9 protein-coding genes and 1 riboswitch are annotated in these 16,954 nt (G+C 75.4%); of the genes, 6 read left to right on the top strand and 3 right to left on the bottom strand.

What is annotated here, in order from left to right; translation table 11 throughout:
* Positions 1-243 precede the first annotated feature (243 nt).
* The 3 genes from OG550_RS04240 to OG550_RS04230 all read left to right on the top strand — a co-directional run bounded on the left by OG550_RS04240 (position 244) and on the right by OG550_RS04230 (position 3,321).
* Positions 244-2,481 carry a discoidin domain-containing protein gene (locus OG550_RS04240; protein WP_327674645.1) on the top strand — a complete coding sequence of 746 codons (2,238 nt, stop codon included), beginning with the start codon at positions 244-246 and terminating at the stop codon, positions 2,479-2,481.
* Between the two features lie 186 nt (positions 2,482-2,667).
* Positions 2,668-2,928: a GlsB/YeaQ/YmgE family stress response membrane protein gene (locus tag OG550_RS04235; RefSeq protein WP_327674642.1), complete on the top strand. Its 261-nt coding sequence runs from the start codon at positions 2,668-2,670 to the stop codon at positions 2,926-2,928.
* A 51-nt stretch (positions 2,929-2,979) separates the two neighbouring features.
* On the top strand, positions 2,980-3,321 hold the full coding sequence (locus OG550_RS04230; RefSeq protein ID WP_327674640.1) for a PRC-barrel domain containing protein: 342 nt from the start codon (positions 2,980-2,982) through the stop codon (positions 3,319-3,321).
* Positions 3,322-3,398: 77 nt separating this feature from the next.
* Here the strand turns inward: OG550_RS04230 and OG550_RS04225 are convergent, their stop codons facing one another.
* From OG550_RS04225 to OG550_RS04215, 3 genes are all read right to left on the bottom strand, one after another.
* Complete coding sequence (locus tag OG550_RS04225; protein WP_327674638.1) at positions 3,399-5,138, bottom strand: ricin-type beta-trefoil lectin domain protein; 1,740 nt, start codon at positions 5,136-5,138, stop codon at positions 3,399-3,401.
* 456 nt (positions 5,139-5,594) lie between these two features.
* Positions 5,595-6,959 (bottom strand): cytochrome P450, encoded by a 1,365-nt coding sequence (locus OG550_RS04220; RefSeq protein ID WP_327674636.1) that lies wholly within the window; start codon positions 6,957-6,959, stop codon positions 5,595-5,597.
* A gap of 294 nt (positions 6,960-7,253) precedes the next feature.
* Entirely contained in the window at positions 7,254-10,445 is a 3,192-nt protein-coding gene (locus OG550_RS04215; RefSeq protein ID WP_327674634.1) for a M28 family peptidase, read from the bottom strand.
* Positions 10,446-10,844: 399 nt separating this feature from the next.
* Here OG550_RS04215 and OG550_RS04210 point away from each other — a divergent pair, with 399 nt between their 5' ends.
* The 3 genes from OG550_RS04210 (at position 10,845) to OG550_RS04200 (ending at position 16,765) form a co-directional block, all read left to right on the top strand.
* Entirely contained in the window at positions 10,845-12,230 is a 1,386-nt protein-coding gene (locus OG550_RS04210; RefSeq protein ID WP_327674632.1) for a helix-turn-helix transcriptional regulator, read from the top strand.
* A gap of 256 nt (positions 12,231-12,486) precedes the next feature.
* Entirely contained in the window at positions 12,487-12,951 is a 465-nt protein-coding gene (locus OG550_RS04205; protein ID WP_327674630.1) for a rhodanese-like domain-containing protein, read from the top strand.
* Between the two features lie 256 nt (positions 12,952-13,207).
* Positions 13,208-13,330: riboswitch (SAM riboswitch) on the top strand.
* Between the two features lie 258 nt (positions 13,331-13,588).
* Positions 13,589-16,765 carry an AAA family ATPase gene (locus OG550_RS04200; RefSeq protein ID WP_327674628.1) on the top strand — a complete coding sequence of 1,059 codons (3,177 nt, stop codon included), beginning with the start codon at positions 13,589-13,591 and terminating at the stop codon, positions 16,763-16,765.
* Positions 16,766-16,954: the final 189 nt, after the last annotated feature.

Here is a 16,954-nt window from a genome sequence, read left to right as displayed (position 1 = left end):
GGGCCCGGACGGCGGGCCGACGGCACCCCGGCACGTCCTTCGGCACGTCGTTCGGCACGTCCCCGGTGACCGCCCGTCGCGGCGGTCCGCGCTGCCGGTCCGCCCCACCCGGGCCCGGCGGCACGCGGACCCGCCGAGCCGCCGAGCCGCCCCGTCGTCACCCCACCGCCCGGTGCCCGCACCGGGCCGGGCACGGGCGTGCGCCCCCACACCCACCCACCCCCACCCGGAGGAGAAGCCCATATGAGGCTCACCTCAGCACGTCCACGTCCACGTCCGGCGCCGATCGCCCGGATCGGCCTGGCCCTGCTCGCGGCCGCCGCCCTCGCCCTGCCCGGGCCGGCCGCGTTCGCCGGACCGGCCGCCCCCGCCGGTGCGGTGTCCGTGTCCGCAGGGGCGGCGTCCCCGCAGGGCGCCGCGGCCGCGTGCGGCGCCGCCGACGCGGCCAGGGGGCGGCCCGCCACCGCCTCCTCCGTCGAGAACGCCGGTCTGTCCGCCGCCAACGCCGTGGACGGCGACCCCGGGACCCGCTGGTCCTCGGCGTTCGCCGATCCGCAGTGGCTGCAGGTCGACCTCGGCTCCGTCCGCCGGCTGTGCCGCGTCGAACTCGTCTGGGAGGCGGCGTACGGGCGCTCGTACCGGATCGAGTCCTCGGACGACGGCACCACCTGGCGGACGCTGTACTCCACCGCGAACGCCACCGGCGGCACCGAGACCCTCACGGTGTCCGGCAGCGGGCGCCACGTCCGGATCGCCGGCCTCGCCCGGGGCACCGGATACGGCTACTCGCTCTGGGAGTTCCGGGTCGCGGCCACGGACGGTCCGGGCGTGCCCCCGGTGCAGGGCGGCGGCGACCTGGGACCCAACGTCCTGGTCTTCGACCCCGCCACGCCCGGCATCCAGGCCAAGGCCGACGAGGTCTTCCGCAAGCAGGAGGCCAACCAGTTCGGCCCCGAGCGGTACGCACTGCTCTTCAAGCCGGGCGGCTACCGGAACCTCAACGTCCAACTCGGCTTCTACACCTCGGTCGCGGGCCTCGGCCTGAAGCCCGACGACACCACGATCGACGGCGACGTCACCGTGGACGCCGGCTGGTTCAACGGCAACGCGACGCAGAACTTCTGGCGCTCCGCCGAGAACCTCGCGCTCAACCCCGTCAGCGGCACCGACCGCTGGGCCGTCGCCCAGGCCGCGCCGTTCCGCCGGATGCACGTCCGCGGCGGACTCGACCTCGCCCCGAACGGCTACGGCTGGGCCAGCGGCGGCTACATCGCCGACAGCCGGATCGACGGCGGCGTCGGCAACTACTCGCAGCAGCAGTGGTACACCCGGGACAGCGCCATCGGCGGCTTCTCCAACGGCGTCTGGAACCAGGTGTTCTCCGGCGTCCAGGGCGCGCCCGCGCAGGGCTTCCCGAACCCGCCCTACACCACGCTCGACACCACCCCGGTCTCCCGCGAGAAGCCGTTCCTCTACCTGGACGGCAACGAGTACCGGGTCTTCGTCCCGGCCAAGCGGACCGACGCCCGCGGGGTCTCCTGGGACGGCGCCCCGCAGGGCACCTCGCGGCCGCTCACCCAGTTCTACCTGGTCAAGCCCGGTGCCACCGCCGCCACCGTCAACACCGCGCTCGCCCAGGGCCTGGACCTGCTCTTCACCCCCGGCGTCTACCACGTCGACCGGCCGATCGAGGTGACCCGGCCCGGCACGGTGGTGCTCGGCCTCGGCCTGGCGACCGTGGTCCCCGACAACGGGGTGACCGCGATCCGGGTCGCCGACGTGGACGGCGTCCGGCTGGCCGGGCTGCTGGTCGACGCGGGCCCGGTCGCCTCGCCGTCGCTGGTGCAGGTCGGCCCGGACGGCGCCGCCGCCGACCACGCGGCCGACCCGACCACGCTGCAGGACGTCTTCGTCCGGGTCGGCGGGGCGGGCCCCGGTTCGGCGACCGCCGGCATCGTCGTCAACAGCGACGACGTCGTCATCGACCACACCTGGATCTGGCGCGCGGACCACGGCGCCGGGGTGGGCTGGACCGTCAACCCCTCCGACTACGGCCTGCTGGTCCGCGGGGACGACGTGCTCGCCACCGGCCTCTTCGTCGAGCACTTCAAGAAGTACGACGTCGAGTGGACCGGCGAACGCGGCCGGACGATCTTCTTCCAGAACGAGATCGCCTACGACGCCCCGAACCAGGCCGCCGTGCAGAACGGCGCCACCAAGGGCTTCGCCGCGTACAAGGTGGGAGACGGCGTCGCCGTCCACGAAGGGTGGGGCCTCGGCAGCTACTGCTACTTCAACGTCGACCCGACCATCCGGATGGACCACGGATTCGAGGCCCCGGTCCGGCCGGGCGTGCGGTTCCACGGCCTGTCGGTGGTGTCGCTCGGCGGCAACGGGCAGTTCGAGCACGTGATCAACGGCACCGGTGCCGCCACCTCCGGCACCTCCACCACGCCGTCGACGGTGGTGTCCTACCCGTGACCGCCTGACCGCCTGACCCGGTGACCCGGCCCCACCCGGCCGGGTCACCGGCCCGTCAGGCCCGGCTCGGGGCGGTCCGCGCCGGCCGGTCCCGCGACGGGGGGAATGGACCCGCCGGTCCGGGGCAGACGGTGGACGCCCCCGGCCGACCGGCCGGGGCACACGGAGCCGACAGGAGACGTACTCATGACCCTGATCTGGGCACTCGTCGTCGGGCTGCTCGTCGGCCTGCTCGCCAAGCTCGTCCTACCGGGCCGCCAGCCCGTGCCGCTCTGGCTGACGATCCTGCTGGGACTGGTCGGCGCCCTGGTCGGCAACGCCCTCGCCGGCGCGCTCGGCGTGCGGGACACCGGCGGCGTCGACTGGATCCGCCACCTCCTCCAGGTCGGCGTCGCCGCCGCGCTCATCTCCTTCACCACCGCGGCCGGCGTGGGCCGCCGCCGCTGAGCCGCGCGCAGCGTGCACGCCCGAACCCCGCCGGAAGGAGAAGGAGTTGCGATGAACGACGACGACACCCTGTGGCGCTACACCGACGAGGCCGGCCACCGGCCGGCCCTCGACCTCACCGGCTTCGCGGTGCACGCCCTCGACGGCTACGTGGGCAAGGTGGACCGGCACACCGCCGAGGTCAGCGCCGCCTACCTGGTGGTCGACACCGGCTGGCTCTTCGGCCACCAGGTGCTGCTGCCCGCCGGCACCGTGATCAGGATCGACCCGGCGGAGCGGACCGTCCACCTCGGCCGCACGAAGACCGAGATCCGGTCCGCGCCCCCGTTCCTCAACGCCCTGGACCCGGCCTACTTCCAGCTCCTCGGCGGCTACTACGGCCCGCTGGCGTAGGGCCCGCCGCGAAGGGCGGGAACGAGCGGGGCCCGCGTCGCGGTGCGCGTCGCGGGCCCCGCTCGTCCGGGGGCCGGTCAGGCGGGGTTGGGAGTGAGGGTCCAGCGCTGGTTGGTGCCGCCGTTGCACGACCAGATGGTCAGGGCCGTGCCGTTGGCGTCGTTCCAACCGGGCAGGTCCAGGCAGCTGTCGGAGGCGGGGTTGTAGAGCGAACCGTCGGCGCGGTACTTCCAGATCTGGCCGCCGGTGCCCTGGCAGTCCACGATGACGGCCGGCGTACCCGGCTCGGTCCGGTCGCCCTGGACGGCGACGCAGCGCTCCCCGGTCCGCAGGGTGCCGTCGAGGGCGAAGGCGAACCGCTGGCTCGCGGAGCCCCAGCAGCCGTAGAGGCGCAGGGGGCCGTTGTCGGGGGCGCCGTAGTTGTCGAGGCAGCGGGACGGGTTGTGGACGGAACGGATGCTCTGCCCGACGGGCGGCCCCGAGATCAGCCGCGGCTGGCCGAAGCGCGGCTGGCCCCCGGCCGGGGCGGTGCTCGGGTACAGGAGGACCCGGCCGTCCGCCGCGGTGACGACCAGGTCGGGGCGGCCGTCCGCGTCGGTGTCACCGGGCGAGTCCACGGCGGGGAAGGCACCGGCGGCGAGGCCGATCGGGAGCACGGCGTGGGCGGCGGGGACGGTCCACTGCCGGCCCGCCCCGCTGTCGCACTCCCCGATCGCCAGGCGGGTGCCCGCGGTGGCGGCACCCGGTGCGTCGAGGCACTTGCCCGAGTTCGGGTTCTTCAGCGTGCCCGGGTAGGGGCCGGTGACCCACTGCTGGGCCGGGCTGTTGTTGCAGTCCCACAGGTTGACGGGTGAGCCGGCGGCGGTCGCACCGCCGGTGACGTCGAGGCACTTGCCGAGGACGTGCAGCGAGCCGTCGGTGCCGAGGGTGAACCGCTGGTTGGGAGCCGCGCCCTGGTCGGCGCAGTTCCACAGCAGGGAGGCGGTGCCGTTGCTCGTCCACGCGTGGTCGATGTCGGCGCACAGGTCCTTGCCGTCGGTGTCCTTGATCGCGGACACCAGGGGCCGGCCGGCGGGCAGGGTCAGGCGCGTGAAGCCGCTCACGGGCTTGCCCACGGCGTCCAGCGGCAGCGGCAGGGCGGTGACGGCGCCGGTCGCGGTGTCCCGCACCCAGAGCGTCGGCACGCCGTCGACCTCGCCGGGGGACAGCAGGGTGAAGCCGCTCCAGTCGGCGCCCTCGGCGCCGAGCTCGACACCGGCGCCGAAGTAGCAGCCGGCGAGGTAGCTGAAGGGGTAGTACCGCAGGTGGCCGTTCTCGACGGTGACGAGGTTGGTCCCCCCGGTGCCCCGCTGGACGGCCGTCAGCTGGGCGATGTGGTCCCAGGTGCCGTCGACGCCCCGGTCGCAGAGTGTGCCGCTGCTGCCCACCAGGCTGTAGGTGCGGGTGAAGTGCCCGGGGACGGGGTCCGGGTACGCGTCCGCGTCGTTGGCGTAGAGGTAGAGCTGCTTGTAGCCCTTGTGGTAGGCGAACAGGGAGTCGCCGCCGCCCATGACGGCGCCCCGGTGGGCCAGCAGGTAGTTGTTCCAGTCGTCCCCACGGGGGCTCCTGCTCGCCGTGGAGGCCGTCTCGGGGCCGGCCCCGCCGGCGCTGCCGCCCCGGAACAGGGTCAGCGAGCCGTCGGCGGCCGGGGCCAGGAAGTCGGGGACGCCGTCGAGGTCGACGTCACCGGGCACCCGCGCGGCGGTCGTCAGGGCCGATCCGGCCTGCTTCGCCGCCACGGAGGCGTCCGCGAACGCGGCTCCGGGTGCGGCCAGCACGAAACCGCCCGCGCACAGGAGCGCAAGGCCTCTCGTCAGCGGGCCCCTCAGCCATCGGGGGGCACGGGATTCTCGCATGATGTGTCAGTTCGCCTTCGCAGCAGTGTCCCCGCGATCCGCGGCCGAGGGCCTGGCGTGTCACGTCCGGCCGGCGGGGGAGGGGATTCGTCCGATGGGATGCGCGCATTCCGACTGGTCGCCAGCTGAGTCTCCATCACCCCGGCGACCGGTGCGCGGTCGAACGTTAGTGCGCGCGAATGCGGGCTGGCAATCGGGTTTCCGTGAACGCGGCGTATACCTTCGTCGCCACAACGGCGCAGGTCACCGACGGCACCGGAGGCGGGTAGGGCGGCAGGCAGGGAGGCGGGCAGGGAGCCGGGCAGGGAGCCGGGCAGGGAGGCGGGGGCACTCCGGCGGTCCCGGCGGTCCCCGGCACCGGCCCGCCCCGGACGGTGCTCACGGCGTCGTGAGGACCGCCGGGGTGGGGCCGTCGGGGCGGACGGTGATGCTGTAGGCGGCGCCGGCGGGAGTGCTGAGGAAGTCCACCCGGTGGGCCGGGAGGAGGAGTTCGAGCACGGCGACGGACTCGCGGAGGGCGAACCGGGTGCCCAGGCAGGCACGGGCGCCCAGGCCGAACGGGAGGTAGGCGGCCAGGTGCGCCGGGCGGGTGCCGCCCGCGGTGAACCGGGTCGGGTCGAAGTGCCCGGGATCGGGCCAGAGGGACGGGTCGCGGTGGGTGAGGTAGGGGCAGACCAGCAGGTCGGTGCCGGCCTCGATGCGGTGCCCGGCCAGCGTGTCGTCGGTGAGGGCGTGCCGGGGCAGGATCCAGGCCGACGGGTAGAGCCGGAGCGTCTCGGCGACCAGCGCCTGGACGGCCTCGTGCCGTTCGGGCGAGCCCGCGGGGCCGGCGGCGAGGGCCCACTCGCGGGCGCCGGGGTGGCGGTCGAGGAGCAGGAAGAGCCAGGTCAGGGTGGTGGCGGTGGTCTCGTGGCCGGCGACCAGCAGCGTGACGAGCTCGTCGCGGATCAGCCGGTCGGTGTACTCGGGGTGCTGCTCGGCGGCGTCGATCAGCACGCGGAGCACACCGGGCCCGTCGGGGCCGTCCTCCCGGCGGCGGGCGGTGTCGATGGCGGCGTGCGCGACGGCGTCGATCCTGGCGAGGTCGGCGGCGACGGCCTCCTGCGCCCGGTCGCCGTCCGAGGGCAGCTGGGGGAGGGCGGCGACCACGGTGGCGATACGGTCGAGCTCGTGTTCGGTGGCCTCGTCGAGCGGGTGGCCGGTGAGGGCGCGCCAGATGGTGTCGAGGGCGAAGTGCCGCATCTCGTCGGCGACGTCGAAGGTCTCGCCGGTGCGCGCGTACCCGGCCCAGCGGTCGGCGGCGCGGTGGGCGGCGGCGGTGATCCGCTGTTCGTGGCGGCGCATCCCGGTGCCGGTGAACTGGGCCTGCAGCATGCGGCGCTGGCGCTTCCAGGCCTCGCCGGTGGCGGACAGGACGCCCTCGCCGGTGAGCATCCGGGCCCGGTGGGAGCGCTTGACGTACCGCTCGGGGTGGCGGCCGAGCACGTGCTGGACGGCCTCCGGGTCGGTGACGAGGACGGTGGGGCGGGGGCCGATCCGGAACGCGGCGACGCCGCCGAGGCGGCGGTGGGCGCGGGCCAGCAGGTCGACCAGCTCGGCCTCCTCGGTGCGCCACTCCTCGACCGCCTCGGCGGGGAGTTCCGGCACGGGCGAGGGTACGGGCCGGGCCTCGGGCGAGGGCTCGGCGGAGGGGGTGGAGGGGGCGCGGTCGGGGCCGGGGCCGGGGTGCGCGGTGGTGGTCACGGGTGCCTCCTCGGTCGGGGACCGCCGTCCGGTCCGCGCTGACTCTACGTCAGCCGGGAGGGGGTGGTGGGCGCTCCGACCGGTGGGCGCTCCGACCGGTGGCCGCCGGAGCGGTGGACGCTCCGAGCGGTGGACGCCGGACCGGTGGGGCCGGGTTGGTCTCTCGGGGATCCCGCCGGCCGCCCTTCGCCGTCCGGACCGGAGCCCGGAACGACGGCGGCGGTGCCGCGGTTCGTCCCCCTCGACGAACCGCGGCACCGCCTGTGTCCCGTTCCCGGAACAGATCCGGTCCGCTCAGATCTGCTGCCAGAGGGCCGGGACGATCGGGGGCTCCCAACCGACCTGGGCCGTGTGGCCCTGGAGGCACCGGTAGCTGACGCCGTTGAAGGTCACGGTGTCACCGGCCTTGTAGGTGGTGCCCGCCGCCCAGGTGCCGTTGCCCGGCCCCGGGTCGTTGGCGACCACCAGCGAGTAGGAGGTGGAGTGGCTGACCGAGCCGGCGCCCGTCACGGTCAGGTTGTAGGTGCCGGGCGCCACCGAGGAGGCGACCGAGACGCTCAGCGTGGCCGAGCCGCCGGACTGCACCGAGGAGGGGCTGACCGAGGCCGTCACACCGGACGGGGCGCCGGTGACGGTGAGGTTCACCGTCTGGGCCGAGCCGGAGGTGGTCTGGGTGGAGACCGACGCGTTGGTCGACTCACCGGGCTTGACCGTGCCGCTGCCCGGGTTCACCGCGACCGAGAAGTCGTTGGTCGGGATGGGCCCGCTGCCGACCGAGGTCTTCCACAGGGTGTAGGCGACGCCGTCGGCGCTGCGGTCCAGCACGGTGGCGTTGATGTTGCTGGTGGTGTCGCACGCCGAGTGGTAGCAGGAGTCGTACGCCCGGTTGGCGGTGCCGCCCCACTTGGTGGCCTGCGCCGAGGTCTTGGTGGCGCTGGCGCCGGCCGCGTAGCCCGAGGTCGGGATGCCGGCCGACTGGAACGAGGCGTCGTCCGAGCGGCCCTGGCCCTCGACGTTCTCCTCCGGCTGGAGGTTCAGCGAGTCCCAGTACGCCTTCATCGGCGCCGAGGTGGCGGAGTTGACGTTGTTGATGAAGTAGCCGGCGTTGGGCGAGCCGACCATGTCGAAGTTGTAGTAGCCCTTGATGGCGCTGCGCTGGGTGGAGCTCAGCTGGTTCACGTAGTGCTTCGAACCCTGCAGGCCCTGCTCCTCGCCCGTCCACCAGGCGAACCGGACGTGCCGGCTCATGGTCGGGTTCTGCTGCGCCAGGACGAGCGCGGTCTCCAGCAGCACGGCGGAGCCGGAGCCGTTGTCGTTGATGCCCGGGCCGGCCGAGACGCCGTCCAGGTGCGCGCCGAACATGGTCACCTGGTCGGCCGGGCCGCCCGGCCAGTCGGCGATCAGGTTGTTGGCGGTGTAGGTGCAGGTGGAGCAGGTCTGCTCGGTGACGGTGTAGCCGGCCGCCTGGAGCTTGGCCTTCACGTAGGCCAGCGACTGGCTGTACCCGGCGGTGCCGGTGCGGCGGTTGCCGCCGTTCTGCGAGGCGATGGTGTTGAACTGGCTCAGGTGCGCCTGGACGTTGGCGACGCTGATGTCAGGGGCGTTCGGGTTGGGGTTGGTGCTGCCCACGGTCAGCGTGTACTGCGTGGTGTGGGTGGTGGCACCGGCGGCGGTCACGGTGATGACGTAGCTGCCGGGCGCCGTCGACGAGGACGTCGTGATGTTCAGCGTGGCGGAGGAGCCGCTCTGCACCGAGGACGGGGTGACCGTCGCGGTGGCACCGCTCGGGGCGCCCGAGGCGGTCAGGTTGAGCGTCTGCGCGCCGCCCGAGACGACCGAGGTGTTGATCGTCGCGCTGGTCGACGAACCGGGCTGGACGGAGCCGGAGCTCGGGGTGAGCGTGATGTTGAACTCGGGGCCCGTCACGTTGCAGGTCGGCTCGCCGCTCTGGGCGGGCAGGCTGACCGCGTCCCAGGCCGCCTTGGTGCGGTTGAACAGGTTGCAGGTCGGGTCGAGGTTCTTGGCGGCGGTCAGGGTGGTGGTCCGGTACTTCTTGTAGGTCATGCCGCTGGTCTTGAGCAGCATGCCGCCGTAGAAGATCCGGCCCGCGTCCTTGATGCCGACGCCGGTGATCGTGGAGCTGTTGCAGGTCGGGCTGGTGGGCTTGCCGCCGCCCGGGTTGGAGCCCTCGGCGAGCAGGTAGAACCAGTGGTTCAGCGGGCCGGCGGCCGCGTGGACCTCGGTGCTCGGGATCGAGGAGGAGTAGCAGTTCGGGTCGCCGTTGACCAGCGAGGGGTTGGCCATGTTGCGGATCGGGCCGCGCCCGACCAGGTTGACCATCTCGCCGACGGTGTAGTCCGGGCTGTCGTACGGGGACGGCTCGTTGGCGTAGGCCTCGGTCAGCGCGCCGAAGATGTCGCCGGTGCCCTCGCCCAGGCCGTTCTCGTTGTTGGCGCCGCCGGGGGTGAACTGGTCGATGCCGTGGCCGAACTCGTGGCCGACGACGTCGATCGAGGCGATCCACTCGTTGGCGTTGTTGTGGCCGATCGAGACGGAGGAGCCGTCCCAGTAGGCGTTGACGTCGTTCAGGCCGACCTTGACCGGCCAGCTGCCGCCGTTGCCGTTGTGGCCGTTGCGCCCGAGCCAGTCCCGGAGCATGTCCCATTCCTTCTGCGCCGCGAACATCACGTCGCCGCAGGAGGTCTCCTTGCTGGTGGAGGTGCCGTTGCCCCAGGAGTCGCTGGACTTGGTGAACACCTGGCCGGTGGAGTAGTCGGCACAGGTCAGGCCCGGCCGGCTGGCGTCGCGCAGCGAGTAGGAGCTGCCGGAGCCGCTGGTGGTGATGGTGACCGGTGACGGGCCGTTCCACTTGCTGTTCAGCGTGCCGGCCCGGACGTCGTCGTAGCTGTCGACGACCTCGCCGCTGCGGGCGTCGACGAAGACGTGCAGGGTGCTGGGCGCGGTGGCGGTGCGGCCGGTGAGCACGGTCTCCCAGGCGAGGCGGCTGACGCCGTCCTTGACCCGGACGACCAGCCGGCGCGACTGCACGCCGTCGACGGTGGCCAGCTTGGTGCGGGCGGTCTTCTCCGCGTTCGCGGCGCTGACCAGGGGGGTGGTGGGCACGCCGATCGGCGCGGAGGACGCGGACTGCGATCCGCGGACCTTGCCCTGGCCGTCGGCTATGACGACGGCGTCTCCGCCGACCACCGGCAGGCCCTTGTAGGTGCGCTCGTAGGCCACCGAGTAGAGGCCGGCGAGCCAGGGGGTGACGGACTGCCGCTCGTACGACTCGCCCGGCCCCTTGGCCAGGGCGTCCAGGCCTGCCGCGGCCGCCTGGTCGGCGGCGTTGACGGCGGCGGTCAGCGCGCTCGGCGGCGCGACGGCCGTCGGGCCCGGGTCGGCGGCGGCCTGCCCGACCGCGGTGGCGGTGAGCATGCCGGCCAGGACGGCCAGGGTGGTGCCCGCCGTCAGTAATCTGCGTTTCATTCCGAGGCTCCTCGAACGTGGGGGTGCTCGACCGCGGACGACGTGCCGGAAAGGCGCTCACCGCGGGCCGCATGGGGGACGGCCGTTGCGGGCGTCCGCGCTCGGGTGCCGGAACCCTCACACGCCGTCATGCCACGGTCAACGGGTTCGGCGGGCACGGCGAGTGGTTGGCAAGTTCTGTCAAGGCGCCGTCCCGATAGCGGGGTTGGTGTCCGAAAGGGCAGCACGGGAGGCCAGGGCATGTGCAGAGGTTGAGACCACATAGTGGAGAGGTTGAGACCAGAGGGGAAAAGTGGTTGAGACCACGTCATGTACGGAGAGGCGCTCCGTCCAGTACCGTCCTCCTCAGCGGACCTCCCCACCGGAAGGCCCGGGAGCGCACTCGGGAGGGCAGCCCCGTTGCACCGGAACCGCGGCGCGGCGACCTTCGCCGAGGACGAGCGCTGGCGTGCCTTCGGCATCCGCCTGCGGCAGTGGCGCCGGCGGGCCGGCCTCACCCAGGCCCAGCTCGGCGCCGAGATCGGCTACGACCACACCGCCGTCAGCAAGCTCGAACACGGCACCCGCCGCACCAGCCCCCGCCTCGCCGACCGCCTCGACGACCTCCTCGCCGCCGGGGGCGAACTGCGCACCGCCTGCCGCCGGGCCGAGGACGGCGCACCGGAGGACGCCGCCGCCGCCCTCCCGGCCGACTGGGCCCGGCCGCCGCTGCCCGACCCGCCCGTCTCCCTCGTCGGCCCGGCCCTCCCGCCCGGGCTCTCCGTCTGGGTGCCCGCGCGCCTGCCCGACTACGGGATGCTCTGCCCGCTGCACGACGCAGCCGGCTGCGCCGTCCCCGAACCCGCCGACCTCACCGCCCTGCACGCGGCCTTCCGCGCCGCCGACCCCGGGACCGCCCCGCCCCTCGACCCCGACACCGCGCACGCCCTCACCGGCCTGCTCGCCGCCCACCTGCGCGCCGGGGAAGCCCCCACCGGCCCGGGCAACGCCGCGGTCGAGGAGACCCTCCGCGTCATCCTGCGCCGCCTCACCGCCCGGCCCACCGGCCCGGCCCGCCGCCCGCTCGCCCGGCTCGCCGCCGAGTACGCCCACGCCGCGGGCGCCCTGCGCATGCAGGACGGCCGCAACGCCACCGCGATGGCCTGCTTCGACCGCGCGCTCAGCTGGTCCGAGCTGGCCGGCGACCCCGCCACCCAGGTCGCCGCGCTCAGCGACATGAGCGCCCTCGCCCGCCTCGACGGCGACCCCGCCGCCGCCCTCGGCTACGCCCGCGAGATGGCCCGGGCGGCCCCCGACCGGCACTGGGCGGGCGCGATGAGCCAGATCGGCCAGGCCCGGGCCTACGGCCTCGCGGGCGACGTCCGCGCCACCGTCCGGCACATCGCCCGCGCCCGGCTCCACCTCGACCACATCAGTGCCCACGACGAGGCGGACGCGGCCTGGCTCTCCATCGCCTCGATGCGGCTGCGGGTCGAGGCGGGCGCCGCCGCCGCGCTGCGCGACGCGGCGGCCGCCGCCGACGACCTCCGGCTGGCCCGCCGCGCCGTGGCCGCCGCGGAGACGGCGCTGGCGCTCCTCGCCCCGGATCAACTGCCCTCCGCCCGGCTGCTGTTCACCGTCCGGGTGGCGGACTGCCTGCTGGTGGCGCGCGATCCCGGGGCGGCGGCGGAGCTGCTCGGTCCGGTGCTCACGGCGGGCGGTGGCGTCGCGGGGCTGCCGGCCCTGGTGCGGCACGAACTGGCCGGACTGCGGGCGCGGCTGACGGAGCACGGGCTGACGGGGTAGCGGGGGCGCCGTCCGCCCCGCGCGGGCGCGGTGCCGCCGCCCCGCGGCGCGGCGGGCGGCCCGATGCGGCCCGGTGGGCAGCCCGGTGAGGCCCGGTGGGCAGCCGGCGGGGATCGGTGGTGCCGACGGGTGCCGGTGGCTGCCGGCGGGGAGTGGCGGGATCTTGGCGGGAGCAGGCGATCACGCCGATCGCGCACCCGGCCCCGCCCGGGCGAGGATCGGATCACCGCCCCAACCGAGGCAAGGAGCCCCCGCCATGACCGGCAGTGCCGTTCTCACCGTCCCCGCCGCCGCGCCCGAGGCCGCCGCCGCCCACTACCTGGCCCGGCTCGCCTTCGAGGCCGACGTCTCCGACGTCCGCGCCGACCTGGCCGCCGGGGTCCCCGGGCTGGTGGTCGTCGACTCCCGGGCCGAGGCGGCCTGGGCGCAGGGCCGGATCCCCGGCGCGCTGCACATCCCGACCGCGCGGATCCCCGAACTGGCGCCCGCGCTCGTCGACCCCGCGGCGACCGTCGTCACCTACTGCTGGGGCCCCGGCTGCAACGGCGCCACCCGCGCCGCGCTCGCCTTCGCCCGGCTCGGCTACCGGGTGAAGGAAATGCTCGGCGGTTTCGAGTACTGGGCCCGCGAGGGCTTCGCCTACGACACCGACCGGGGCACCGGACAGCGCCCCGTGGACGACCTGACCGCACCCCGCTCCGGCATCACCTGCGCCTGCTGAGCGCGGTCGCCCGGGCCCTTCGCGCACGGCCCGCCGGCCGACCCCTGCCGACCCCCTACGCCCGACGACCCGTCAGACCGGAACCGCCGGTCCGGACCCCGGCGTCCGCTCACCGCCCCAGTGTGGCAACGGTGTTGCGTCCGCATTGCGCCCCGTTTCGGGAGACCGCGCACGAGGTCCGGACCGGCGGATTCGTGCGTTCCGCCGAGGGTTCCCGCAATTGACGGGATCGGCGGCGCCTTCCTAAACTCGGACCGGCGAAGAATGTCAGCCACAGGCCCCGGCCGGCTGACTGGCAACCCCCACACCGCGGTGGGGTGCCCCGGGGATAAGCCGGGTGACGTGGCGTTCCGGTGACGCGTCGTCACAAGCGCGGTCATGGCCCGGTAGGGCGCGGGGGATGGAGAACGTCGTGGAACAGCGGGCGGGCGGACGCAACGCCGCGAGCCTCAGGCTGGTGGCCAGGCTCGACGTCGACCTGCTGCGGCGCGCCAGCTCCCTCTGTCGCTGACGCCGGTCGGCCGGCCGGGCAGCACTGCCCGTTCCGGTCGGTCCGTCCGATTCCCTCGCCCACGCCCCGTGCGAGGAGGAGCGCCCAGCGGCCCGTCCTCCCGTGCGCACTGCTCCAGGAGAACGGATGTCCACCTTCCCCGCGCCCGCCCCCCGAGACCTGTCGAGAACCCTCCCGGTGGGCCGGGAGCCCGAGTACCGGAGGCTGCGCGAGGCGTTCGACCGGTGCGCGGCCGGCGCCGGAAGCGTGATCGTGCTGCACGGATCGGTCGGCAGCGGCCGCAGCGACCTGCTCTACGCCTTCACCGACACCGCCGCCGAGCGCGGAGCGCACGTCCTGGTCGGCACCGGCTCACCGCTGGAGCGGGAGTTCCCGCTCGGCCTGGCCCGGCAGCTGCTCCAGGGCGCCGACCTCGAACCGGAGGAGGCCGCGGCGGCGGAGACGCTGCTCGCCGACGGCGCCGCGGAGGGCTCCCGCCCGACCCCGTCGGACGGCCCGCAGGGGCGGCTCACCCAGCGCACCCTGGAGGGCCTGTTCCGGCTGGTCCGGCGGCTGGCCGAGCGCGCCCCCGTGCTGATCGCCGTCGACGACCGGCAGGACGCCGACCCGCAGTCGCTGGAGTTCCTGCTCTACCTGGTCCGCCGCACCCGCAGCGCCGGCGTGCTCACGGTGCTCAGCTCACGCGAGACCATGACCCCGTCCAACCCCTTCTTCGAGGTCGAACTGGCCCGCCAGCCGCACCACCAGCACATCCGGCTCGACCTGCTCTCCACCGAGCTGGTCGCCGAACTCCTCCGGACCCGGCTCGGCGCGGCGTCCGTCCGGCTGGCCGCCGAGGCGCACGCCCTCACCGGCGGCAACCCGCTGCTCGTGCACAGCCTGATCGGCGACCAGGAGAGCGCCGGCGTGCCGGACGAGCTGGTCGTCGGCGAGGGCTACCGGCGCGGGCTGATGCACTGCCTGCACCGGATCGACCCGCTGGCCCTGCACTACGCGCGCGGTGTCGCCGTGCTCGGCCCGTCCGCCACCCCGGAGCTCCTCGCCGAACTCCTCCTGCTCGCACCGGACTCGCTGCCCAGGGCGCTCTACCTGCTGCACGCGGCCGGTCTCTTCCGGGACGGCGGGTTCCGCCACCCGACCGCGGCCGGTGACCTGCTCGCCGCGATGCGGCCGGTCGAACTGGCCGCCCTGCACCAGCGGGCCGGCCGCCTGCTGCGGGCGGCCGGGGCGGCGGACGCGACGGTGCACGGGCACGCCCGGGTGGCGGAGGGGCACCTGCGCAGCTCCCTGTCGGCCGGGGAGAGCGTGGTGCCCCGCCAGGGCGCGGGCCCGGGCTCGGGCCCCGGTGCGGACCCGGCGGCCGGAGCCGGGGCGGGTACGTACGGCTGGCCGCCGGGCCTCGACGGTTCCGGCGGTTCGCACGCTTCCGGCGGTCCCGGCGGCTCCGGCGGCTCCGGCGGTTCCCGCGTGGACGGTGCCCTCGGCGGCGCCGGGAGCACCGGGGGCTTCGGGGCCGCCGTGAGCGCCGTCGGCAGCATGGCCGGGAGCGCCCTCGGGAGCGCCGCCGGCTTCGGCGGCGCCTGGGCGGTGCCGGAGCCCGGACCCGTCGCGGGAACGGCGGCCGGACTCAGGGACGGGTTCTCGGACGGGCTCGCGGGCTGGCTGACGGGCGGCTCCCTGAGCGAGCCGTCCGAGGCTCCGACCGGCGGTCCCGGCGGCCCGGCGGGCTGGCCCGGCGGACCCGCCAGCACCGGAGGGTTCGGGCCCGAAGCGGGCCACGGCCCCGCCGTCGGCGTGCTCGGCTCCTTCGGTACGGCCGCCGTCGAGTGCGTCCCCACCCTGCCCGGCACGGTCACCGACGCGGACGCCGCGCTGCGGCACGAACTCAAGACCGTCCGCCACCACTTCTGGCACGGCCGGACCGAGCAGGGCGTCGCCGCGCTCACCCGGTTCGAGGCCGCACCCGGCAACGCCGCCTCCGCCGAGGCCCTGCGGTACTGGCTCGCCTACTGGTACCCGGGACTGCTGCCCAACCCGGCCCGCCCGCAGCCGGCCCGGTCCGGGGCCGCGGCCGACCACCGGGGCGACGGCATGCGGCTGCTCGCCGGGCTGCTGGCCGGAACGGTCACCCCGGAGGCGGCCGTCGTCCAGGCCGAACTCGTCCTCCGCGCCGGCCGGCTCGGCGGAGTCCGCACCGAGTCGCTGACCGCCGCGCTGACCGTCCTGCTCTACGCCGACCGGGCCGACCGCGCCGCCCACTGGTGCGGTCCGCTCGCCGCGCGGGCCGGAGTCCGCTGCGGCGCCAACTGGCACGCGCTGCTGGCCGCGCTGCGCGCCGAGACCGCGCTGCGCCAGGGCGACCTGCGCGGCGCCGACGAGGCGGGCCGCGCGGCGTTCGCCCACGTCCGGCCGGAGGCCTGGGGGGTCGCGGCCGGTCTGCCGCTGGCCACCATGGCCGCCGCCCGGACGGCGGCGGGCCTGCACCAGGACGCCGCCCACTTCCTGGAGCTGCCCACCCCGGAGGGGATGGCCCGCACACCCGCGGGGCTGCACCACCGGTACGCGCTGGCCGGCCACCGGCTCGCCCTCGGCCGGGCCGAGGAGGCGCTCGCCGACTACCGCGCCTGCGGTGACGCGATGGCCCGCTGGGGCCTGGACCACCTGCCCGCGATCGCGCCCTGGCGGCTCGGTGCGGCCCGCGCCCACCTCGCCCTCGGCCGCCGTCCCACCGCGGCCGCCCTGGCCGACCAGCAGCTCGCCCGGCTCGGTCCGTCCGGGCACCCCCGGATCCGCGGCCTGGCGCTGCGGATCAGGGCGGCGGCGGGCGAGCGGTCCGAGCGGACGGAGCTGCTGGAACGGGCCGTCGCCCTGCTGGAGGAGGCCGGCGCAGAGGCCGAGCTCTCGGCCACGCTCTCCGAGCTCAGCGAGGCCCACCAGAGCGACGGCGACCCCGGCCGCGCCCGGCAGACCGACCGCAGGCTCCGGCGCAGCCCGGCGCTGGCGGTCGTGCCCGCCGAGGGCTCGGCCGCGGAGCCGCCCGCCGGCGGGCTCTCCGAGGCCGAGCGGCGGGTCGCCGAACTGGCCGCCCGGGGCCTGTCCAACCGGGACATCGCCCGCAAGCTGTACATCACCGTCTCCACCGTCGAGCAGCACCTCACGCGGGTCTACCGCAAGTTGGGCGTTCGGCGCCGGGTCGACCTCGCCAAGCTGGTCGGCCCGGGCACGGGGGCCGCCGCGTCCGAGGAGGGGCACGTCGCGGTGCTCGCGGGCAGGGGGCGGCCGGCCTCCCTCGTCGCGGGCTGAGGCCCGTCGGGGAGGCTCCCCGCGCCCGCCCCTACCGGTCCGGTCCGCGGCCGGACGGGGCGCCCGGTGGCCGGCGGCGGCCGGACCCGCCAGAGGCGAGGGCGGTGAGGGCGGGGGCTGCGCGGGCGGACGCCTTCGAGGCCCGGCCCCGAGCTCCGGCCGGCGCGGACCGGTGCCGACCGGCACAGA

Origin of the sequence: Kitasatospora sp. NBC_00458 (assembly GCF_036013975.1) — a bacterium.
Lineage (GTDB): Bacteria > Actinomycetota > Actinomycetes > Streptomycetales > Streptomycetaceae > Kitasatospora.
Note: the sequence above shows the minus strand (reverse complement) of the source record. Positions and strands in the feature narration are given on the sequence as shown.

Excerpts from the sequence above, each read along its gene's own strand:
- OG550_RS04240 (WP_327674645.1), top strand. The coding sequence starts at position 244 with ATGAGGCTCACCTCAGCACGTCCACGTCCACGTCCGGCGCCGATCGCC.
- OG550_RS04235 (WP_327674642.1), top strand. The coding sequence starts at position 2,668 with ATGACCCTGATCTGGGCACTCGTCGTCGGGCTGCTCGTCGGCCTGCTC.
- OG550_RS04230 (WP_327674640.1), top strand. The coding sequence starts at position 2,980 with ATGAACGACGACGACACCCTGTGGCGCTACACCGACGAGGCCGGCCAC.
- OG550_RS04215 (WP_327674634.1), bottom strand. The coding sequence starts at position 10,445 with ATGAAACGCAGATTACTGACGGCGGGCACCACCCTGGCCGTCCTGGCC.
- OG550_RS04205 (WP_327674630.1), top strand. The coding sequence starts at position 12,487 with ATGACCGGCAGTGCCGTTCTCACCGTCCCCGCCGCCGCGCCCGAGGCC.
- OG550_RS04200 (WP_327674628.1), top strand. The coding sequence starts at position 13,589 with ATGTCCACCTTCCCCGCGCCCGCCCCCCGAGACCTGTCGAGAACCCTC.